The organism is Algoriphagus lutimaris (assembly GCF_017051705.1).
Classification (GTDB): domain Bacteria; phylum Bacteroidota; class Bacteroidia; order Cytophagales; family Cyclobacteriaceae; genus Algoriphagus; species Algoriphagus lutimaris.
Genome location: NZ_JAFIDJ010000002.1, coordinates 1,078,158 through 1,099,678, shown reverse-complemented (window position 1 = coordinate 1,099,678; position 21,521 = coordinate 1,078,158). Strand labels below are relative to the sequence as shown.

Genomic DNA, 21,521 nt, shown 5'->3' with positions numbered 1-21,521 from the left:
GCGGAAAGCCTTTTTTGACGGGTTCTAATGTTATTAGAATGTTACCGACTTATTAATCGGAACTTTTTCCATTAATATTTTCACAAGGTCTCTTGTATTAATTCCGTCTGCTTCTGCCTCATAATTCAGAATAATTCGGTGATTTAACACATCCTCAGCTATCTCTTTGATATCCTCTGGTAATACATAATCTCTACCATCCATGTAGGCAACAGCCTTTGCAGCCAAGTTCAAATTGATACTTGCTCTTGGAGATACACCAAACATAATATACTTGGCCTCATTGTTCAAGCCATATTGATTTGGAAACCTTGTCGCAAAGACCAATTCAATTATATAATGTTCCAAAGGCTCTGCAATTTTCACCGAATTGATCTGATTTCTTATATCAAATACGTCCTGCTTGGAAAGCATAGGATTTACTTCATTAGTGAATGACATATTTGCCATCCTTCTCATGACTTCCATTTCGTCTGCTTTACTTGGATAGTCAATATGGACTTTCATCATAAAACGATCAACCTGTGCTTCCGGAAGCGGATAGGTCCCTTCTTGATCCACAGGGTTTTGAGTAGCAAGTACCAAAAACGGCCGATCCAATTGAAAAGTAGTCTCACCAATGGTTACTTGTTTCTCCTGCATCGCCTCTAATAAAGCGGATTGAACTTTGGCAGGAGATCGGTTCACCTCATCCGCCAAAATCAAATTTGAAAATATGGGGCCCTTTTTTACTTCAAAATCACCTGTCTGCTGATTATAGATCATGGTCCCGATCAAATCCGCTGGTAACAAATCCGGCGTAAACTGAATTCGATTGAAATCTAGGTGTAAGACTTTTGCGAGTGTATTAACGGTCAAGGTTTTAGCCAATCCAGGTACACCTTCTAATAATATATGTCCATTGGTAAATAAGCCGATCAACAATCTATTGACCATTCGGTCTTGTCCTACGACCACCTTTTTTACTTCTTCTATTACTGCTTGAATTTTTTCCTGATGCATGGATGAGGATTTTATACGATGCGATGGGACTAAAATAAGTTAAAAAGTCCCAAAGGACAATCTTAAATCTTAGAAGCGGTAAAGCCTCGTGTAGAAAGGAAATTTAGGATTTTTTAAGACCTTTTCGGTCTTTTTTGGTATTGCTTCGCAGCTTCCTTAAAGCCGGTCAGTCCTAGCTTATGATAGATGGTTTCTTGGTCCAACTCTTGAACCTCCCCCACTTTGAAACCCAAAATATTGATTTTTTCCATAGACTTACGTACCAAACGAAGTGTAGGAAAGCCAACAGCAGCAGTCATTTTTCGGACTTGTCTGTTTTTCCCCTCGATCAAGGTCAATTCTATCCAGGAATCAGGCACGTTCTTTCTGTACCTTATAGGAGGGTCCCGATCTGGCAACTCAGGGGCTTCAGGGAGAAGTTTTGCAATGGCAGGTTTGGTTAGGTAATCTTTTCGGTCCACGTTTATCCGAACCCCGTTACCCAAGGCTTTCAGTGCTTCTGGCGTAGGAATTCCTTCCACTTGGGCTAAATAGGTTCGTTGATGACCAAATCGAGGGTTCAGCAAGTGATGGTTCAGCCATTTATCATCAGTAATCAAAAGCAAACCTTCAGAGTCCTTATCCAATCTTCCCACAGGATATACCTCCTTTGGAAAATCAAAAAGAGAGGCTAATGTCTGCCCCTCTCCTGAAAATTGGCTTAAAACCCCAAAGGGTTTGTATATTATAAAGTAACGTGCCACTATTTTTCGGAATTAACTTCCGCAACCTACGCATTCAAAATCAGATCCCTCTGGTTTGATGCCATCTCTTTTCATTTTCAAATTGTGGATCTGATCACGGATTTCCATGTCTGCAAACATGTCTCCGGTGATTTGTGCTTCCAAAGCTTTGATTTGCTCGTTGTAGTCTTGAGTTTGTGCTTCGCTCATAAAAGTTAGATTAAGGGTTGAAGTGATGTTCTAAAATAGCCCCAGATCTTGAAAAGTTCCTGATCCTAGGCTATTTTTTTTCGTCAAAAATGGTTCCAAAAGAAAATCAGGTCTTTACCTTGGTGGAAATTTTCAATAAAATGATTTTAAACCAACTCACTCAATTACGACAAGAACTACATCAATCACCAGAAATCGCCGGTGAAGAGGGAAATACCGCTTCTAAAATCCTTAGTTTTTTCTCTAAAATGGGACCAGATGAAGTGATAGAAAACTTGGGAGGGTTTGGTCTTGCATTTATTTTTAAAGGGAAAACTGCTGGCCCGCGAACGTTATTTCGAGCTGAATTGGATGCACTTCCGATTCAGGAATCTGGAAATCCAAGCTATAAAAGTAAGATAGATGGGAAAGGACATCTTTGTGGCCATGATGGTCATATGACGATTATCTGCGGATTGGGTGAAAAATTAGCTGCGCAAAGACCTGAAAAAGGAGAAGTGGTGTTATTATTCCAACCTGCTGAAGAAACCGGTGAAGGTGCCAGAAGGATTTTGGATGATCCGAAGTTTCAAAGAATCCAACCGGATTTTGCATTTGCTTTGCACAATCTCCCAGGATTTCCCTTGCATCAGTTGGTGACAAGGAAAGGAACTTTCGCAGCTGGTAGTACCGGGATGACCATCACATTAACTGGAAAAACATCGCATGCAGCTCATCCTGAAGCTGGAATAAATCCTGCCCATGCCATTGCGCAACTCATTCAAATTCTTCCTCAGCTCCCTGAGAAATTAAACGGATTTGCATTGGTGACTGTCATCCATGCAGAAATTGGAAGCCTTGCTTTCGGTACCAGCGCAGGAAAGGGAAGTCTAAGTTTAACCATCAGAGCATTTGATCAGGAAGAGTTAGACATCTTAATCCAACGAATTAAGGAGAAAGTGAAAAGTATTTCGGAAAGTGAAAAACTAAAATTTGAGATCTTTTATAGAGAAGAGTTTGCTGTATCCCAGAATGATCAAGAAGCGGCAACAATCGCAGAGTCTACCATGAAGGAGCTAGGATTCGACATATACGACAAATCAGAACCATTCCGATGGTCCGAGGATTTTGGATTGTTCAGTCAATCTGGTCCTGCCTACCTATTTGGATTGGGATCTGGAGAAAACTGCCCACAACTCCATGAACCTACCTATGATTTCCCAGATGAACTCATTGAATCCGGAGTAAAACTATTTGAGGCCATTGCCAGAAAGATTAATCAATAAAAAGAGGCTGTTTCAATAATTTAAGATGACACCTTGAACGTCCCGACAATTGTACGGGATCGAAAGGTGAAAATAGAAAATCTTTGAAACAGCCTCGAAAGCCTTGCTACAATTAGGGATTATTTATAAATCTGAATACTCCGTCGGATACAACAATCGAGTATCGTTTCGGGAAACCGTGTTTTTGTATTCTTCAATATCTCTCATTTCAATCCATTTTGGATCCACTCCAAATTGCTTCCAATGCTCATTTCTGACATCCATATTTTCATGGGTGGTCATGTACATCAAATTCGGCATATTCGCACCAGCAATCGTTTCAGCATAGAAAACAGGGCTACAGTTTAATCGGTCAAAGATCTCCATCTCTCCTGAATTGAACATCTTTACTTTCTGACGGTACAATCTCTCTGTAGGTCCCTCATAACTTCTCAATTCATAAATTCTATCTTTCTTCGAATTAGTTAATTTAGAAGGAGCATACTTTGGATGTTCTGTCATAGCCTTCATGATAGAAGTTTCCATTCTTTTATAAGGCGGATTATCAAATGCCGCATTGATATAGGCATCACCATCTGAAAGATATTTTTGGTCTTTCAACAGTTTCCCCTCAAATGCCTCAAACTCACTCAAAGATTTAAAGGGAATAAATACATATACTTTTTGACCTGCATCAGGCTGGGAAGCTATAGGCTTAAACACTCCAACATTGGATACTCCATTTCTGTGGGCCGCTGGAATAAAGGCATTTTCCAAATAAGCATCCAACATCGCTTCTTGGTCTGCCGATTCGATATGGTAGGTAATTAATTCATAGATATCTCTTTTTTGAGCAAATAGAGAACTACTCAAAAAAAATGAAAACATGATACATAGGGTGAAAATGAAATTCTTTCGATTCATGATATGATAGGTTTTGGGTTTTGATTGCTCAAAATAACCTTTTTGAACAAAGAAATTATCCTGTACTTCCATTCCTAAGGAGATTTTAAGAAAAAGTGGATTCGAAACGAAACTACTTAGTGATAAAGCCTGCGTTGTTCAGATCTCGATTAATATCCTGGATGCTATCCTGAACTTATATCATGGTTTCTATTTGAAAGAAAAATCATACACCAATCCTAGACTGGCAAAATGAATAAAGGCAAAATTATATACCTGATTTTGGCTGTTCAGGATTTGCAATCCTGAACTTATACCATAGGATTTTCAATCCGAATGCTAAAAACAATGAACAATTTACTTAGTCTTTTCAGATGGCATTGAAGATTCAAAATCTTCATATCAAGCTTCGAGATTGCAAATCTCGAAGAGCAGACGACTTTGACTGTTCAGGATTTGTTATCCTGAACTATAATCATAGGATTTTTAACCCTTTTCACCTAAATTCTAAAAGCTTAGTAATTTAATTATGGGATTCGAGTTCAAAATTCGAGATCAAGGAGCTGTCCATTTTCTGACATTTACAGTTCATCAATGGATAGATGTTTTTAGCAGGAAAGACTATTCAGATCTAATCCTGGAAAGTCTCAACTTTTGTCAAAAAGAAAAAGGTCTGGAAATATTTTCATGGGTGATAATGAGCAATCATCTTCATTTGATTGCAAGAGCAAAAAATGAAAATTTATCAGATATTATTAGGGATTTCAAAAAATTCACTGCGAAGAAGATTTTTAGAGCTATTCAAGATAACCCTAGAGAAAGCAGAAAACCATGGTTGCTATTAGCCTTGAGTTACCAAGGCAATATTTGGTTTTGGGAAGATGGATATCACGGAGAAGAGATATTTACTGTCAAGTTTTTTAGCGTAAAATCCAATTACATTCATCAAAACCCTGTAAGAGCCGGAATTGTGGAGAAGGAAGAGGAATATTTAAATAGTAGCGCCGGAGATTTTTACGGAATAAGAAAAGGGCCAATTCAATTGACAGATTTTGGATGAAATGGAAGTGTTTGTTGAAGATTAGAAATCTTCAGATCTAGCTTCGGGATTACAAATCCCGAAGAGCAGGATTCTTCGCTGTTCAGGATTTATAATCCTGAACCTATTTCATAGGATTTTTAATCCGATTATATGGGACAATTAACGATCAGGCCAGTGTTTTTAAAACTCTTTTAAAAATTAAAAAACTCCAGATCAAGCTTCGAGGTTGCATTCCGATAATTATCGGAACTCGAAGAGCAAGTAAGCAATCCTGAACTTAAATATTTCCATTTTATCTTAAAGAAAAATCATACATCAATCCTAGACTGGCAAAATGAATGTAGGCAAAATTATATACCTGATCCACGTCGGCTCCTCCTTCTATTAGACGATAACCAGCTTTAAGTTGTAGGCCCTTTGTTCCAATCGGATAGTTAATCCCTGCAAAAATATCCTCAGCCCTCCCCTGCGGACCAACTAAAGCATCACCCTTTAACACAAAAGAGAGTTTATCTTTTGGGGAATAATTTAGATTGAAGCTGAGTAATGGCACAAAGCCCAAGTCCGTATCCTCAGCCTGCAACTCACCTTGCTCAAGTGCTATTCGAGCGTCCCTAGCCAAAATAGTAGCTCCTAAATCCAAGATCCATTGATTATTGCCCACTAAGCGATATCTATAGCTGGCCCGATAGGTATTAAATTGATAAGAACCATCAATTCCTTCTCCTGAAAATAGTGATCCAGCGAAATTTATTTCCTCAAGTTGTGAATCCTGATACCCAATCTGTAAGGGAGCTGCCGTCAATTCGACTGTATGTTTACCTTTAATCAGATAGCTCATTTCCAGTCTGAAAAAAGCAGTAGTCGAAGGCTTGAAATCATCCTGAAGGGAAAATAGTGTCCCGGAATTTGATTCTCCATTTGGAACCCTAACGTCATTATACTGCGAAAAAGCAGCCCCAGACTCCAAATTGAGCCTAAATTGGGATTTGACCAAATGAGGTAATGTGAGAAATAAGAATAAAAACAAAATTCGGAGTTGAGGCTTTTCCATTTCCTTTTTTAACGGTTTTTAAATTTAGAAATCAATTAGTCTCATTTATAAATGCAAAGGGCTCTCCAAAAATTAGAAATCCAGCTATTTTCGCTGTTCAGGATCCACGACAATTGTTGGGAGCAATCCTGAACTTATATCATTGGATTTGTAATCCGATTGTATAGGACAATTAACAATTAGGTTTGTGATTTTATATCTCTTTTGAAGATTAAAAATCTTCTGAACTAACTTCGAGGTTGCAAACCTCGAAGAGCAAGATTTGACCAAATGAGGTAATGTGAGAAATAAGAATAAAAACAAAATTCGAGCCTGAGACTTTTCCATTTCCTTTTTTAGCAGTTTTTAAATTTAGAAATCAATTAGTCTCATTTATAAATGCAAAGGGCTCTCCAAAAAACAATGGCCCCAGGAAATTCAGCTGTTCAGGATCCACGACAATTGTCGGGAGCAATCCTGAACCTATTTCATAGGATTTTTAATCTGACTATATAGGATTATTAAATTTCAGGTCAGTGATTTTAAATCTCTTTTGAGGAATAAAAATCTTCTGAACTAACTTCGATGTTGCATTTCGATAATTATCGAAACGCGAAAAGCAAGAATACCTTCAGATCATCTTAACCCTTTTTCAGTTAAAGGCCAAAAACAAAAAAAGCCGACTCTCGCCGGCTTTTCCTATATCTATACTAATTCTTAATTATTTTTTGCTCTTTTCATTGGGTTGCTTCCTGTAGAAGTTCCTCTTACAGCTCCTGAACCTTTGAACAATTCGAAACGCGTAGGCTGATATTGTCTTGGCCAGTAATTATTGGACTCATCAATATCCGCTGTCTCTCTCAAAGGATCCAAAACAATTTGCTTCACTTCCTTTTTCTTGGCAAAAACCTTCGTCACTTCTATTTCATTCAACCTCCAGATCTCCGCAGGGATCCGTTCGATTTCAGAAGTTCCATCTGTGTATTGCCATTCCAAAATAATCGGCATCACCAACCCACCCACATTTTTGAAGTTGAGCTCATAGAAATTCATATTTGAATTCAACAACTCCTTCTCTTTTGGAGATAAGCTCGCCATGAAGCTTTTATAGGCCTCCTCCTCAGCAGGAGTAACCGTAAATGGATTGTAGGTGGTGTAGAAATCACGTGTCTCTGGATCAGCTTCAATCACAGTTTGAGGAACATCCTTCATGTTGGCAGTTCTAGACACGTTTGTCTCATCATACTCAGCTGCTGCTTTGGCATCGGCGGCTTTCTCCGCTGGAGTTCGCTGATCCAATTTGAACCAAGTCACATTTTCAATTGCAATATCTACAGGCTCTGTTCCATAGAACCAACCTCTCCAGAACCAATCCAAATCTACTGCCGAAGCATCTTCCAAAGTTCTGAATAAATCATCCGGAGTAGGATGCTTAAACATCCATCTTCTTGCGTATTCTTTGAATGCATAATCAAACAACTCACGACCCATCACCGTCTCTCTCAAGATATTCAGCGCAGTAGCTGGCTTTGCGTAAGCATTTGGACCAAATTGAACGATATTTTCAGAATTGGTCATGATGGGCTCTAAGGTATTTTTTGGGCTTCTCATGTAAGGAACAATTTTATGTGCAGGGCCTCTTCTGGAAGGGAAATTTCTATCCCATTCCTGCTCCGCCATGTATTGCATGAAGGTATTCAAGCCTTCATCCATCCAAGTCCACTGACGCTCATCAGAATTAACAATCATTGGGAAGAAATTGTGACCAACTTCGTGGATAATTACCCCGATCATTCCGTTTTTCACCGCTTCAGAATACGTACCATCAGCATCTGGTCTTCCGTAGTTGAAGCAGATCATTGGATACTCCATTCCATTGGCAGCCTCCACAGAGATGGCCGTTGGGTATGGATAATCAAAGGTATGGCTTGAGTAAGACTTGATCGTATGGGCAACTACTCTGGTAGAATACTGACCCCAAAGTGGATTTGCTTCTTTGCCATAGTAAGACATGGCCATCACATCTTTTCCACCTTGCTTCACAGCCATGGCATCCCAGATGAATTTTCTAGAAGAAGTCCAGGCAAAATCCCTTACGTTTTCTGCTTTAAATTTCCAGGTTTTCTTGGTAGTAGCTTTCCCTTTCTCTAGTTCCGTAGCTTCCTCTTGCGTTCTGATTACCACAGGAGCATCATAGGTTTGCTTCGCTCTGTTCCAACGCTCCAATTCTGTGGAAGAAAGCACTTGATTTGGGTTTTGTAAGACACCTGTCGCACCCACCATATGATCAGCAGGCACCGTGATATTTACTTCATAGTTACCAAAAACCAAAGCGAACTCGCCTCTACCTAAAAATTGCTTGTTTTGCCACCCTTCAAAATCAGAGTAAACGGCCATTCTTGGGAACCACTCAGCCATGGTATAGAGATAATTTCCATCTTCTTCAAAGTATTCATATCCTGGACGACCTGAAATATACCCTACTCGATTGGTGATATTGAAAGACCATTCCACTCCAAAAGTGAATGAGTCACCTGCCTTCAATGGCGTTGGCAAATCAATTCGCATCATGGTATTGTTCACAGTCACTGGCAATGGATTTCCTTTGGCATCCGTTACTTCCAAAACTTTATATCCAAAGTCCTCATTTGCCCAGATGATGCCTTCAAGAGTTCGAAGAGTCATTCTGTTGTTGATAGAACTCTCAGCGACTTTTGGTGTGCTGGAATCTGCTCCACGTTGGTTTTCCTCCAGCTGAACCCATAAGTAGGTCAATTGATCAGGAGAATTATTGATATAGGTTACTTTTTCTGAACCTTTGATGGATTGGTTTTCATCATCCAGTTCAACATTGATCACATAATTTGCCTGTTGCTGCCAGTACATATGGCCAGGAGCTCCTGAGGCTGTTCTGTACACATTAGGTGTTCGAAGCATAGGCCCCAACTGCTCAAATCGTTCTGCATGGTTTTGCTCAGATCGTTGTTGCGCAAAAACTCCTGCAACACTCAATAGTGCCAAAGAAGCAATTAATCCGATTTTCTTCATATAACTATAAGGTGATTTATTACCAAAATTTCATTTCTAACATTAACATCAGGGATATCCCAAACACAAAGGAGGATACGATCAAGGTCCACTCCTTTCTAGTTACTCCAACCAATCCCACTAAAATGGAGGTGGCCAGTAAGTACGCTCCAACAATTACTATTTGTCCCAATTCCAAGCCCAAATTGAAAGCCAATAAGGGTTGCCAAATAGACATCTCCTGACCTAAGAGATTTCTCAGGTAATTGGAAAAACCCAAGCCATGAATAAGGCCAAAGAATAAGGCAAAAATGTAATTGATGCTCACTCCTTTTCCTGAGGCAGGTTTAGGTCGTAAAAGGCTGATAAAAGAAGTGATTGCAATGGTCACAGGAATCAAAAACTCAATCAATTCAGTATTGACTTGGATGACTTTGAAAGTAGCCAAAGCAAGTGTAATGGAATGTCCAATCGTAAAGGCGGTCACCAACACGATGATCTTTCTCCAATCCCTTGGAATAAAAACAGCACAGAGTGCTAAGACAAATAAAATATGATCGTAACCTTGTATGTCCAAAATATGTTGAACACCCAGGCGAAAATATAATTGAAAGGAACTCATATAGGGTAGAACTACTTCTCATGAAGTAAATTAGCGGCAATTATACAGGATTATTCCCACAAAAGACAAAAGACTCTTACCAAATGCATCATCTTTATATATGTCTAATTTCTTGGGGATGGTTGGCATTTTCCCACCCATTCTTCTTGAGTCTCACCGAGATCAGATACAACGAAAACAGCCAAAAATTAGAAATTGCTCAAAAAATATTTTGGGATGATCTTGAAATCTCATTGGAGGAATTTCACGATGCCAATATCGATGTTTTAAATCCTACTGATAAAGATCTGTTCAACAAACAGGTCAATGCCTATTTATTAGATCACAATAAAATCTGGGTTGATGGGAAACCGGTTTCTTTGAATATTCTCGGATATGAAGTGGAAGAAGAGGCCATTTGGTTTTATATAGAATCTGCCAGCACCAGCTTTGACCATTCCATCAAAGTCCAAAATTCAATTTTGCTAACTGAGCATGAGGCCCAGCAAAACATTGTGCATGTGTATGTCAAAGGAAACAGTCCTAAAAGTATGCTCTTGAGAAAAGGGCATGAATCTGAAAGCTTGGAGTTTTAAAAGAAATTTCTCGGAATACTATTTTGGCATTTTTTTCGTCAAAAGAGAAGAAGTCAAATTAAACTATTCCCTTGTTTCGCTTTCTTTTCATCATCCTCTTTCTTGGTAACTGTTTCCGATTATCTGCCCAAAATTGGTCTGAAAAAGACTACGAAAAATATTCGGTACAGGAGTTCTTTCAATTAGAGGCGATTTATAAGCCCATCGATTTTAAGAACATTGACCGACCTTTATTACATGCGGCCATTTTTTATGTGACCAATGAAATGCGTCAAAAAAGGAGGCTTCCCTTGTTTAAACATCTTCCTGCTGCAGAAAAGGTTGCCAAAGACCATGCAGATGACATGGTAGCATATGATTTCTACTCTCATTACAGCAAAGTGCCAGGCAAAAAGCTGCTAACTGATAGACTTAAATTGGAAGGGCTAGACCCCTATTGTTATGCAGAGAATATCAGCTCAAGTAATGGCCTCCAATATGAATATGGAAGAAAAGTTAACCCTCCTGACCCCAGTGGCATATTCACCTATGTAAGCCGTTCAAAAAGCGAAGAAATTGTTCCCCATACCTATATTTCTTTCGCAAGATCAGTACTGATTTTATGGATGAATTCCAGAGGTCATAAAAACAATATCATCAGTACCTGCTATCAATATTTGGGATGTGCAGCGGCTTATTACGGAGATGATACCTTCTTTGATATGCCTAATTTCATAAGCGTACAATGTTTCAGTAGTGAACAAAAATAAGAGCATCCTTAATTTTCATTTATCCTGAAAAATGCCCGATTGGAGGGGTTTTAGGCCTAAAATCATAAAAAATCTTAAAGGGAGAACCTTGTTTAACTAAATCAGTATTTAAGAATGTGATGACACAGACTTGTCTTGCAGCTCACACGGAGAGTAAGGCTTTTCTTAGTTTAGTTGATACCTATCGTCATTGTCATAAAAGGCTCCAATGAAAAGGAGCCTTTTCTTTTTTTTACTGATTCATGTGTATTTCTACCACAAGACATGGGGTTGATCCACAATTACTAATTATCCAAAAATCAGAATCTTTCAGGCTTCAACTTTTTTTCATTTGGTCCAAGTATTATCCTCTATATTCTTATCTGGAAATCTCCGATGGGGATCAAGAGTGATCATCTTGATTTTTCTAGCCCCAATATCCATTTTAGCTTCAAAAGTCCGATCCCCATCAAACCAAACGGTGACTGGCCAAGTAACCTCCATCGTTGTGGCATCGATCATTTTCCCATTTGAAATAGGTTTGATTGCAGGGCCTTCGCTTTCAAATTCCACTTTCAATACGATAGGAGATGGCATCTCTCCATCTTGTCTAACGCTTACAGTAGTCACCTCTCCCTCGGTCCTTACATCCTGAATCGAGCCTTCCACCGTTTCTGTAGTAAACAACCAGTAATACCAAAACCATTCAAGATTTTCTCCTAACTGATGGTTCATAAAAAACATGAAATCCCAAGGAGATGGATGCTTATATGCCCAAACAGCGGTGTATTTTCGAATGGCATCGATCACTTTGTCATCACCAACAATTCCTCCTAGCATAGACAACATCAGGGGTGTCTTTCTGTAGGTCTGGTAGCCATAGCCAGTTCCCGCATAGTTCGCACTCCACATCAAAGGAGCTTCATCCTCATTGCCACTCATCATGCCATAGCTTTGACCGTAACCATCCAAATCATAAGGCTCCCCTGCTGCATCTGCTGCAGACAATATATTCATATATTGATTGAAGCCTTCATCCATCCAGCCATACCGAGTCTCATTGGTTCCCAACATCATTGGCCACCATTGATGGGCCGTTTCATGGTCTGCAGCACCCTGATTCGAGTTAATTACCATGGGGTATTCCATTCCGGCGCTTGGACCATCCTGCATCGTCAATTGTGGAAAAGGATAAGGTGCCCAAAGCTTGGAGTAATACTCTAATGCATGTCGGGTTCTCTCAGCCGCATTTTCAAAATACCGAGCTCTTTCAGGAATAAACACCATATGAATAGGAATTGGGCCTTTCTCTGGAATCAAGGCTCTTGTAGCTTTCCAAATAAATCTATCAGAGGTAGCCCAAGCAAAATCATTTACTTTATCAGCTACAAATCTCCAAGTCAGCTGGTCTCCATCAACAGTGGATTTGCCCGGACCACTTTCCTCTTCACCAACAATGGTAATTTCCTCATCAGAGCCCAAGACTTTTGAAAGTTGCTGGATCGCTTTTGGTGTTAATACTTCTTCTGGGTTTTGTAAAACGCCTGTTCCAGATACAACCCAACCTGCAGGCACTGTCAAAGACACATCGAATTTTCCAAAATTATTGAAGAACTCAGCCGGCCCTAAATAATCATTCGTTTCCCATCCCCTCAAATCGTCATACTTAGCTAGTCTAGGAAACCATTGAGTAGGTTGAAACAATGTACTGTCAAATCGCTGGGTCATTCTATGCCCTCTTCCATTTGGGCCACCCGGTAATTTCGTATTCCAATCTATTTCCAATTCTGCTTTCGTACCTGCTTTAATTGGCTTCTCCAAAGTAATTACAGCTATTGTTCTTGTTAACCCAGAAACCCGAAGTTGAGGAGATTCATCCCAACGAGAAGGAGCAGCATTCAAATCCACATCATCTCCATTTACTTGCAAGCGCGTCACAATCATTCCCTCTGTCTGCTCGGCCGGAGTAGAAAATCCACGAGGAACATCTGCTCTAAATATATTATGGTCTAATCTTAAAACGATTTGATTTAAATCATCCCTGCTATTGTTGTGAACAAGGATTTTCTCTGAACCAGTTATGGTTTGAGTAGATGGATCCAAGCTCGCCTGAATGGTAAAATCTGTTTCCAACTGCCAATAATTTGGGCCTGGGGTCCCAGAAAAGTCTCTCGTCCCTTCTGCAAATGCCTTTCGGATGGAATTAGTCATCGGAACATCCATGCGAATCACCCTTGTTTCGGTTTCAATAGAATTCCGAAGTGGTTTCAGGCTATTTAGTTGTGCAAAAGCAGCTGTAGAGGTGAAAAATAAAAAGAGGATAAAAGCACGCATGAGGTTATTATTTATTTCTGAGTTGAAAACTTAGTGAAATATCCAATAAATGCCTCAAAGAATGAAGATATGCGGGATTTCATTTAAAGATTTAAATTAAAAATATGAGGATTTTTCAGAAGAGGGTGAAAATCCTCCATCTATAAAAATAAAAAATCCGGCCCTGGGGCCGGATTTTAAAACACTTGATTAATAGGCTTTTATTAATAACCTGGATTTTGCTGGATAGGAGCAGAATTGTTAGTCTGTAGTTCAGCCAACGGAATTGGCCAAACAAACAAGTGACTAGAATAGTCAATGGAGTGATCCATTGGGATTTCTCTATCAGTTGTATAGAAATCGATGTTAGTGATAGATCTGGAAGTAGCTTTTGCAGGTACTCCGTTCATTCTTCCTTCACCGGACAGTCTATGGATATCAGACCATCTTCTACCTTCTGCCAAGAATTCGATTCTTCTTTCGTTGAAGATAGCAGCTAAAACGCCATCTTCATCTCCAAGACCAGCTACAGTATAAGCTGGAACGGAGGCAGGAAGTGCACGGCTTCTCACAGAGTTTAATAAGGTTACTGCTTCAGCCAACTTACCTGTTCTAGCGTTTGCTTCTGCTGCATTCAATACTACTTCAGCAAATCTTAAAATCACATTAGGGTCAGTATAGGTTGTTGCATCCTGATATTTGTCAGTGAAGATACCTGTTCCACTACGAGTAGTTAAAGTAGATCTTCTAGTATCTTCTTCATGCCAGAATTCAGATCTCCAGATAATCGGACTGATTTTCACCAAACCTCTAGCACCCAAATCAGGGTTACCATACATAGAAGGCAATGCACCGTTTACACCTGGGTTTGCTTCTGCTGAGTTAACAAAAGAGAAGATGTTATCAGAACTGTTACCACCTCTGAATGGAGTAGCAGGATTAGCTGTAACAGCATACTTAGAAGTAAGCTTGTTGTATTCAGTCAATACACCTGCCCAATCTCCCATGTGTAATTTAACTCTTGACTTCAATGCGATTGCAGCACCTTTATTAGCTCTAAATGCATCACCTTCCGGCAATAAGCTTTCTGCAGCATCCAAATCAGCCAATAATTGAGTGTAATCCTCACCTACCGTAGTTCTACCTACCGCTTCACCGTCAGGAACTTTAGTTACATCATCGATACCAAAAGTTCTATAAGGAATACCCATGGAAGATGGATCATCAGAATATGGTCTCGCAAAGTGAACCAACAATTCATGATGTGCCAAAGCTCTCAAGAAAAGCATTTCGCCTTTGTAGTTATCACCTTGCTCAGAAGTCAAAACTCCGTCCGCAACAGCTATATCTAAATTCTCCAAAATGATATTCAATCTGTTGATCATTCTGTAAAGAGAGATCCACATACCATTGTTGTTGGCAGAGTTAGGGCTATAAGATCCAACATAGGTGATTTCATAGAACAACTGGTCGTTGTACATGTCTTCACCACGCATGTCACCCTGCTCCACGTTGGCTGCTCCAAAAGGATAACCTCTTTGTACAGCATTGTTGTAATAACCTCGCTGAGCAGATTCATAGACACCTAGTACCGCAGATTCAATTCTAGCGGCAGTAGAAAACGCCTCTGAATCAGGAATCAAATTGGCCGGAGTCAATTCAGTTACATCACAGGCAGTGGTAAAACCAGCAATTACTAGGGCTACCAAACCCATTTTGATATTTTTTATTGTGAATTTTTTCATAGTAATTCTTCTTTTTCGGTTTTATAAATTAGAAACCTACGTTCAGGCCAAGGGTGTAAGTACGAATGATTGGAGCCACGTTCCAATCTACACCGAAGCTCAGCTGACCTGAGAACTGGTTAGATTCCGGATCTAATCCTGAGTAACCAGTGAAAGTAAATGGATTCTGTACTTGTGCGAAGAATCTAGCATTGGAGATCGCTCCATTGAAAGCAGTTTGAAGAGCAGCAGTTGGAATAGTATAACCTACTACAATGTTTTGGATTTTAACGAAATCACCTTTCTCTACAAATCTTGAGTTCGAAGCAGAATTTTGCCACATGTTTTGGTCCTGACCAGAGTATAGTTTTGGTACGTCAGTTACCTGACCGCTTTCAGTCCATCTATTTAAGATGCTTGCATGGTTATTAGAGAAACCTTGACCCAAAAGGCCTCTTACTGATTGATTCATGATGTAGTTACCACCTGAGAACCTTGTAAAGATTTCAGCATCAAAGTTGCCAAACTTGAAGTTGTTTGACCATCCACCTTGCCACTTAGGAAGAGTATTTCCTAAATATTCCTGAGTAGGAGCTGAACCAGCTACTGAAACATCACCTGGATTAGCAGGATCGTAAGCTTTATAGCCCAATGCACCTGGAACCAAATTGTACTGTACGATATTATCACCAGATACATACATTGGGTTACCATTTGCTGGGTTCACACCTGCCCACTGATATCCATACAACTGAGCGATTGGATTACCCTCTTCAGTTCTGTTGTAAGTTCCAGTCAATGGAGAAATCAATTCATTTACTTCGTTTTTGATGAAGGTAATGTTGAAGTCTGTATCCCAAGAGAAGTTCCCTCTGTTGATTACATTCGCATACGCTCTCAATTCCAAACCAGAGTTGGTCATGGATCCAATGTTTTGGCTAATGTTATTTCCAGGTACACCAAGAGAAAGTGCAGTTGGAGCATCTAGGATCAATCCATCAATGTCATTCTTGAAATAATCAGCTGCGATGGTTACACGACCAATGGTCATGTCCAATCCAACGTTGAATTTCTTGGAAGTTTCCCACTGTAGGTTATTGTTCGCAATTGCAGCATAACCGATACCAGCACCAGCACCACCCAATACTGGGCTATAACCACCGTAAGCAGCGAATGTACCGATTTCAGTATTACCTACTTCAGCATAAGAAGCTCTTACTTTGAAGTCAGAAATTAATTCAGAGTTGAAGAACGCTTCGTCAGAAACTCTCCATCCCACAGATCCACCGAAGAAAGTACCTCTTTGGTTTTCAATAGCCAAATCAGAAATACCATCGTTTCTCACAGTGAAAGACGCAAGATATTTTCCTTTGTAAGAGTAGTTGAATCTACCGAAATAAGAATCGAATCCTCTTTCTGCATAGCCACCACCAGAGAACTGGTTGTTATAAGAACCAGAAATCAGGTTATTCAATCTGTAGAAGTTATCAGAAAGGTCAGTTCCTTGAGCGGAGAAATTGTAGAATTTAGTAAACTGATATTCTAGACCACCAGTAACGTTTAAATTATGGTCATCTCCAATGACAGTCTGATAATTCAAGGTGTTTTGCCAGTTCCAACGGAATGCCGGATTGAATGCCATGAACATAGAACCGTTAGAGCTTCTACCATCACCATGTCTTGGGTCCAATGATTGGAAGTCATCATTCATGGTCAAGTCAATACCAATTTGAGTTCTAGCAGTCAAACCAGTGATGATGTCTACCTCACCATAAGCATTACCAATTGCTCTATGAGTACGGCTTCTGTACAAGTTATTTTTAATGACAAAACCAATGTTTGGAATATTGTTGTCAGGACCAGCTAGGTTAGCACCAAAACCAGTAGTCGCACCGTTAGCAGTTACGTTGAAACCATCAAATGCTGTGTTTTCAGCATCATATATTGGAACGTTAGGCAAAGAACGGGTCGCATTGTAAATCGCACCAGAAAGTGAGTTTGCACCATTGTTCAAACCAAAAATTTCAGTGAAAGAGTAAGAAAGAGAAGTTCCGATTCTAACTGCTTTAGAAATACTGTGATCAATGTTTGCTCTGAAAGAGTATCTGCTCAATTCATTAGGTCTTACAGGAGATTGCTGATCTGTGTAACCCAAAGAGAAGAAATACTTCGTAGCATCAGAACCACCAGCAATAGATAAGTTATGCTGTTGAGTAAATCCTTTTCTGAAGATTAGATCTTGCCAATCAGTGTTTACACCTGGATTAGCCAAAGGAGATTGGTTAGCATTCGTTCTTTTCTCATTGGCAATCGTTACCCACTCATCACCAGTCAACAAATCAAATCGGTCTACTTCCTCATTGAAACCCATTGAAGTATTGTAAGATACTTTTGCTTTTCCAGAAGCACCTCTCTTGGTGGTAATCAAAATCACACCGTTTGCAGCTCTAGAACCATAAATTGCAGAAGCAGAACCATCCTTCAATACTTCGAAAGAAGAAATATCTGCAGGGTTAATGTTTGCCAATGGGTTGGCAGCGTTTACAGAAGATCGGTCGCTGCTTACAACTGGCACGCCATCAATTACGATCAATGGGCTTGCACTGGAAGAAATAGAGTTGATACCACGGATTCTGATAATCGGTGCAGCACCTAAAATACCAGATGGAGTAGTAATTTGCACCCCAGGAGCTCTACCAGCCAATTGAGATTCAAAAGATGGAGAGACCAAGTTTTCAATAGACTTGCTATCAATGGAAGTTACAGAACCGGTGATTTCTCTTCTTTCTTGAGTACCGTATCCTACTACTACTACTTCATTCAAAGTTTTCACATCTACATCCATCACCACGTTGATCACGTTGCTGGATCCAATAGGCATTTCTTTGGAAAGATATCCCACAAAACTGAAGACCAAAGTGGTTGCTTCACTTGGAACTTGAATAGTATATGTACCATCCAAATCCGTAATTGTTCCTTGTGTGGTTCCTTTCACCACCACGCTTGCTCCTGGTACGCCTTCTGGCTCTTCAGCCGAGGTTACCCTACCAGTGATTGTTTTGCTTTGCGCCAAAACTGACATGACTGTCAGAAGTGTAAACGCCAAGCCTAATAAAACTTTCTTCATAGGTCGATTATTTAGTTTTTTTAACTATCGTGCGGCGAATATCTTCTGAAAGTTTGAATTGTAAAAAGTTTCAAACAAGCCCCTAAAGCGCTTAGGAGGCAATTATATATGGTTATTTCTAGAAAAATTTATTTTTTATATGGTTCATATGTTGATACATCTATTTTCCATATAAAGCATCTATCCCCACGATAAAAGCAGTAATTAAATTCTGAAAATTTTTAAAAAATATCTTTAAATAATCGATTTTAAAAAAACTAATATAGTTCTAAAATTTGTTTAGTTCATAAAACGCAAAACAAAATTTTTAGTAAACTAAAAACCAAGCATTTTTTCCCAATTTAATTCTGGGAACTTACATTTTCCTTTCAGAGAAATCGGAATATTATTTCACAAAGGGACTAAATGACAAAATTTAATTAATTGCAAAGTTTTTTTATAAACGGAACAAAATTTCCTTGTTTTGGAGAAATAACAGTAATAATCACTTGTTTTTTTCTCCGAAATCAACACTTCTGTGAGTAAACCACCTTCCATTTGCTCTTTTTAGTAAAAAAAGTTGCCTAACAACGATTTTTTCAAAAATAGGTTGTGAATCCAAAACTTTAATAATATTTGGTATTGGATTTTTTTTCAAATCTTTAAATGCCAAAGTCATATGAGGATGATAGTTTCTATCGCTCAACTCATCATTTAGCTTCAATTCTCTTTTACAGAAAGTTTTCAAATTAGTTTGGAGCTGAAACAAATCTTCATTTCCTTTCACTTTTAAGAAGACTACCCGATTACCAAAAGTATCAATACCTCCTATTGTCAATTCTAAGGGTGAATAATGAATCATAAACTCCTGAAGCCTCTCAATTAAATAATCTTCCTTAGCTTCGTTATAAGTAAAGGGCATTTTCAGGGTTATATGTGCAGGAGATTTCAAGGCATACTTAATATTGAAACGATCTTTCAACTCCAACTTTAACGCAGTTGCTTTTTCCTGTAATTCACCATCAGGAACGATTGCCAGAAAATACTTTTGAAAACTTGCCATCACTCAATTTTACCTTGAAATCTATTCTAATGTGCAAAAACAAAAAAACTATTCGAATTCCTCAATCAAACTATTAAATTGATAAGCCAAATACCAAACAGCTATGAAATACTTTTCTAAGGCCATGATTGGCCTCGATCTTACAGAAATGGACGATATCCTAATTGAAAAAACGATCGTTTTTTTAGAGTTCTTAGGAATCGATAAATGCTATTTCGTTCACGTCGCAAAAGATTTAGCAATACCTCAGGATATTTTGGAGAAATACCCCGATTTATTAGCACCAGGAGACGAATCTCTGGAAGCATTGATTACAGATAAATTAAAGCAATTTAACTTCCCTGAGAATATTGAATTAGAAGTATTCGCAGAAGAAGGTAATCACCCCTTGGACACTTTTTTAAGATGGGCCAAAATTAAGGATGTGGACCTGATTATCATGGGTAGAAAAGAAACCTTGGAAGGAAGCGGCTCACTCGCTAAAGGAATTGCTAAGAAAGCACCTTGCTCTATCCTAATGTTGCAGGAAAAACGTCCTGCTGGGCTTCCAAAGAAAATCATGATCCCAAGTGATTTTTCTGAACACACCCATATGATTTATGATTTTGGGGAAAGAATTTCAGATGAACTCCACGCTGAGTTAGTTCCTGTTCATATGTATCATGTACCTCATGGTTATTCCAAAACCGGCAAATCATTCGAGGAGTTTGCAGAAATAATGAAGGAAAATGCTCGTCATGACTTCCAGAAGTTTGTAAGCAAGCACAACCATCCGGAATTGGAGTGCCAGTTTGTACTAAATGATGGACAGGATGATGGTAAAGTCTTGCTGGATGAAGCGCTGGAACTAGATGTAGACATGGTATTACTTGGTTCTAGAGGAAAGACCAAATCTGCCGCAATTCTACTCGGAAGTGTAGCAGAAAAGCTAGTCATGGTTAATAATGTATTGCCTATGTTGATCTTTAAGAAGAAAGGTGAAACCATGGGCTTTTTCGATGCCCTATTTAAAATTTAAGGCCTGGTTAAATAAAAACATACCTGATCGCCTAAGCCCTCTTGATTATAATAGAGGGCTTTTTTTTGAAATTCATCAAATTCCTCTTTCGAAAATTCATTCGAAACTAGCTCTGGATTAAGCGGAAGCCCTCTTTTGTACAACTCGGTTCCCCAAAACTGAAAATCCGTAGAATCAAATTCCACCTCATTCAATTCAAAGCCCACTTTTTTTGAAACCAACTCAAATCCTTTGAGAGAGGGAATAATTAAATGCCTTGGGGCATCCAACTGCACCCAAAAAGCTCGCTCCTCTTTCCAAACTTGAGCATCAGAAACAGGCGTTCTTATTAACAGTTTCCCTCCAGAGCGAAGCTTATCAAAGCAAGTATTCAAAATCTCTTGGGGATCTGACATGTGCTCGAATGAATGATGCATCATAATCAAGTCAAACTGCATTTCAGATTCCTCGATGGTTTTTTTCCACAAGGTGAGGTTAGGAGAAATCACTTTTTCATGCGCCATAAAAGGATCGAACCCATGTAAATCTTTATAGCCGGATGCAAAAAGCTCATATAGTAATTGGCCGTTACCACACCCGATATCTGCAATGCGATCTGTAACTTTTGGTCTTAATTTTTTTAACCAATATCCATAGGTTGGTTCAAATTCTTTCCTTCCACTTAAAAAGAAGGCTTGCAGCCGAAGGGTCTTCAATAATTTTTTTAGAGAACTGGAAGGCACAAGTTCCTGAAATGAATAATAGCCTCCACTATAGTAAGGAGACATATCAGAAGGCACCGTTGCTAGTTGTAAAGACCCACAAGATTTACATTCCGAGTAAACAAATGCTTCACCTAATCCAAACATCTGTTCGGTTGCATTGAACTCCTTTTGTTCCGAAGAACCACAAAATTTACATTGCTCCATTCAAATAATCTCTGTACTCTGGCAGAATGCATGCTCTCCCATTTATGGGTTCAGCAAATTGCCCAGGAATAACAATATTCTAAACAAAGACAAAACTAGCCGAATTCTTAAGCTAACAGGAGAACCTTTTCGGTTTTCGGTCCTGATTGAGTAATTTTTTAAAAAATTTTGACAGAATAGACTCAAATCAACCTATTTGGGCAAAAATCTGTTTCCGGAAACACCTATATTCGACAAAAATCAATCTAATTGGAAAAAATTAAGAAAAGAATCACCTAGGC

The 21,521-nt window shown here is 39.1% G+C and carries 17 protein-coding genes; 5 read left to right on the top strand and 12 right to left on the bottom strand.

Annotated features, from left to right (window positions below; all coding sequences use genetic code 11):
- Positions 1 to 33 precede the first annotated feature (33 nt).
- From JYB62_RS15365 to JYB62_RS15355, 3 genes are all read right to left on the bottom strand, one after another.
- Complete coding sequence (locus JYB62_RS15365; protein ID WP_205646294.1) at positions 34 to 1,002, bottom strand: AAA family ATPase; 969 nt, start codon at positions 1,000 to 1,002, stop codon at positions 34 to 36.
- Positions 1,003 to 1,115: 113 nt separating this feature from the next.
- Positions 1,116 to 1,745, bottom strand: coding sequence for a pseudouridine synthase (locus tag JYB62_RS15360; RefSeq protein ID WP_394369696.1), 630 nt, complete (start codon positions 1,743 to 1,745; stop codon positions 1,116 to 1,118).
- A 12-nt stretch (positions 1,746 to 1,757) separates the two neighbouring features.
- Entirely contained in the window at positions 1,758 to 1,934 is a 177-nt protein-coding gene (locus JYB62_RS15355; protein ID WP_200800418.1) for a hypothetical protein, read from the bottom strand.
- Positions 1,935 to 2,023: 89 nt separating this feature from the next.
- Here JYB62_RS15355 and JYB62_RS15350 point away from each other — a divergent pair, with 89 nt between their 5' ends.
- On the top strand, positions 2,024 to 3,199 hold the full coding sequence (locus JYB62_RS15350; RefSeq protein ID WP_243431593.1) for an amidohydrolase: 1,176 nt from the start codon (positions 2,024 to 2,026) through the stop codon (positions 3,197 to 3,199).
- A 123-nt stretch (positions 3,200 to 3,322) separates the two neighbouring features.
- Here the strand turns inward: JYB62_RS15350 and JYB62_RS15345 are convergent, their stop codons facing one another.
- The gene (locus tag JYB62_RS15345) at positions 3,323 to 4,174 is read right to left on the bottom strand and encodes an NIPSNAP family protein (RefSeq protein ID WP_243431592.1); all 852 of its coding nucleotides are present in this window, start codon (positions 4,172 to 4,174) and stop codon (positions 3,323 to 3,325) included.
- Positions 4,175 to 4,610: 436 nt separating this feature from the next.
- Here JYB62_RS15345 and JYB62_RS15340 point away from each other — a divergent pair, with 436 nt between their 5' ends.
- Complete coding sequence (locus JYB62_RS15340; RefSeq protein WP_205646293.1) at positions 4,611 to 5,141, top strand: REP-associated tyrosine transposase; 531 nt, start codon at positions 4,611 to 4,613, stop codon at positions 5,139 to 5,141.
- Between the two features lie 274 nt (positions 5,142 to 5,415).
- On the opposite strand, the gene JYB62_RS15335 is transcribed toward JYB62_RS15340, so the two are convergent.
- From JYB62_RS15335 to JYB62_RS15325, 3 genes are all read right to left on the bottom strand, one after another.
- Complete coding sequence (locus JYB62_RS15335; RefSeq protein WP_205646292.1) at positions 5,416 to 6,177, bottom strand: hypothetical protein; 762 nt, start codon at positions 6,175 to 6,177, stop codon at positions 5,416 to 5,418.
- 696 nt (positions 6,178 to 6,873) lie between these two features.
- The gene (locus tag JYB62_RS15330; RefSeq protein ID WP_205646291.1) at positions 6,874 to 9,204 is read right to left on the bottom strand and encodes a M1 family metallopeptidase; all 2,331 of its coding nucleotides are present in this window, start codon (positions 9,202 to 9,204) and stop codon (positions 6,874 to 6,876) included.
- A gap of 19 nt (positions 9,205 to 9,223) precedes the next feature.
- A complete protein-coding gene (locus tag JYB62_RS15325) occupies positions 9,224 to 9,805 on the bottom strand; it encodes a HupE/UreJ family protein (RefSeq protein ID WP_205646290.1) in 582 nt (193 codons plus the stop codon).
- A gap of 83 nt (positions 9,806 to 9,888) precedes the next feature.
- Here JYB62_RS15325 and JYB62_RS15320 point away from each other — a divergent pair, with 83 nt between their 5' ends.
- Positions 9,889 to 10,380, top strand: coding sequence for a DUF6702 family protein (locus tag JYB62_RS15320; protein WP_205646289.1), 492 nt, complete (start codon positions 9,889 to 9,891; stop codon positions 10,378 to 10,380).
- Positions 10,381 to 10,451: 71 nt separating this feature from the next.
- Positions 10,452 to 11,129: a CAP domain-containing protein gene (locus JYB62_RS15315; protein WP_205646288.1), complete on the top strand. Its 678-nt coding sequence runs from the start codon at positions 10,452 to 10,454 to the stop codon at positions 11,127 to 11,129.
- A gap of 327 nt (positions 11,130 to 11,456) precedes the next feature.
- On the opposite strand, the gene JYB62_RS15310 is transcribed toward JYB62_RS15315, so the two are convergent.
- The 4 genes from JYB62_RS15310 to thpR all read right to left on the bottom strand — a co-directional run bounded on the left by JYB62_RS15310 (position 11,457) and on the right by thpR (position 19,314).
- Positions 11,457 to 13,442, bottom strand: a complete 1,986-nt coding sequence (locus JYB62_RS15310) for a M1 family metallopeptidase (RefSeq protein ID WP_205646287.1) — start codon at positions 13,440 to 13,442, stop codon at positions 11,457 to 11,459.
- A 203-nt stretch (positions 13,443 to 13,645) separates the two neighbouring features.
- Positions 13,646 to 15,166, bottom strand: coding sequence for a RagB/SusD family nutrient uptake outer membrane protein (locus JYB62_RS15305; protein WP_205646286.1), 1,521 nt, complete (start codon positions 15,164 to 15,166; stop codon positions 13,646 to 13,648).
- Between the two features lie 28 nt (positions 15,167 to 15,194).
- Positions 15,195 to 18,272 (bottom strand): SusC/RagA family TonB-linked outer membrane protein, encoded by a 3,078-nt coding sequence (locus JYB62_RS15300; protein WP_205646285.1) that lies wholly within the window; start codon positions 18,270 to 18,272, stop codon positions 15,195 to 15,197.
- A gap of 484 nt (positions 18,273 to 18,756) precedes the next feature.
- Complete coding sequence (gene thpR, locus JYB62_RS15295; protein ID WP_205646284.1) at positions 18,757 to 19,314, bottom strand: RNA 2',3'-cyclic phosphodiesterase; 558 nt, start codon at positions 19,312 to 19,314, stop codon at positions 18,757 to 18,759.
- A 103-nt stretch (positions 19,315 to 19,417) separates the two neighbouring features.
- Here thpR and JYB62_RS15290 point away from each other — a divergent pair, with 103 nt between their 5' ends.
- A complete protein-coding gene (locus JYB62_RS15290) occupies positions 19,418 to 20,332 on the top strand; it encodes a universal stress protein (RefSeq protein WP_205646283.1) in 915 nt (304 codons plus the stop codon).
- Here JYB62_RS15290 and JYB62_RS15285 read toward each other — a convergent pair.
- Complete coding sequence (locus JYB62_RS15285) at positions 20,329 to 21,240, bottom strand: class I SAM-dependent methyltransferase (protein ID WP_205646282.1); 912 nt, start codon at positions 21,238 to 21,240, stop codon at positions 20,329 to 20,331. The two genes, JYB62_RS15290 and JYB62_RS15285, sit on opposite strands and share 4 nt — an antisense overlap.
- Between the last annotated feature and the right edge of the window lie 281 nt (positions 21,241 to 21,521).

What these genes read in the sequence shown, in the direction of transcription:
- JYB62_RS15365 (WP_205646294.1), bottom strand. Translation starts at nt 1,002, where the DNA reads ATGCATCAGGAAAAAATTCAAGCAGTAATAGAAGAAGTAAAAAAGGTG.
- JYB62_RS15355 (WP_200800418.1), bottom strand. Translation starts at nt 1,934, where the DNA reads ATGAGCGAAGCACAAACTCAAGACTACAACGAGCAAATCAAAGCTTTG.
- JYB62_RS15350 (WP_243431593.1), top strand. Translation starts at nt 2,024, where the DNA reads ATGGTTCCAAAAGAAAATCAGGTCTTTACCTTGGTGGAAATTTTCAAT.
- JYB62_RS15345 (WP_243431592.1), bottom strand. Translation starts at nt 4,174, where the DNA reads ATGGAAGTACAGGATAATTTCTTTGTTCAAAAAGGTTATTTTGAGCAA.
- JYB62_RS15340 (WP_205646293.1), top strand. Translation starts at nt 4,611, where the DNA reads ATGGGATTCGAGTTCAAAATTCGAGATCAAGGAGCTGTCCATTTTCTG.
- JYB62_RS15335 (WP_205646292.1), bottom strand. Translation starts at nt 6,177, where the DNA reads ATGGAAAAGCCTCAACTCCGAATTTTGTTTTTATTCTTATTTCTCACA.
- JYB62_RS15330 (WP_205646291.1), bottom strand. Translation starts at nt 9,204, where the DNA reads ATGAAGAAAATCGGATTAATTGCTTCTTTGGCACTATTGAGTGTTGCA.
- JYB62_RS15325 (WP_205646290.1), bottom strand. Translation starts at nt 9,805, where the DNA reads ATGAGTTCCTTTCAATTATATTTTCGCCTGGGTGTTCAACATATTTTG.
- JYB62_RS15320 (WP_205646289.1), top strand. Translation starts at nt 9,889, where the DNA reads ATGCATCATCTTTATATATGTCTAATTTCTTGGGGATGGTTGGCATTT.
- JYB62_RS15310 (WP_205646287.1), bottom strand. Translation starts at nt 13,442, where the DNA reads ATGCGTGCTTTTATCCTCTTTTTATTTTTCACCTCTACAGCTGCTTTT.
- JYB62_RS15305 (WP_205646286.1), bottom strand. Translation starts at nt 15,166, where the DNA reads ATGAAAAAATTCACAATAAAAAATATCAAAATGGGTTTGGTAGCCCTA.
- JYB62_RS15300 (WP_205646285.1), bottom strand. Translation starts at nt 18,272, where the DNA reads ATGAAGAAAGTTTTATTAGGCTTGGCGTTTACACTTCTGACAGTCATG.
- thpR (WP_205646284.1), bottom strand. Translation starts at nt 19,314, where the DNA reads ATGGCAAGTTTTCAAAAGTATTTTCTGGCAATCGTTCCTGATGGTGAA.
- JYB62_RS15290 (WP_205646283.1), top strand. Translation starts at nt 19,418, where the DNA reads ATGAAATACTTTTCTAAGGCCATGATTGGCCTCGATCTTACAGAAATG.
- JYB62_RS15285 (WP_205646282.1), bottom strand. Translation starts at nt 21,240, where the DNA reads ATGGAGCAATGTAAATTTTGTGGTTCTTCGGAACAAAAGGAGTTCAAT.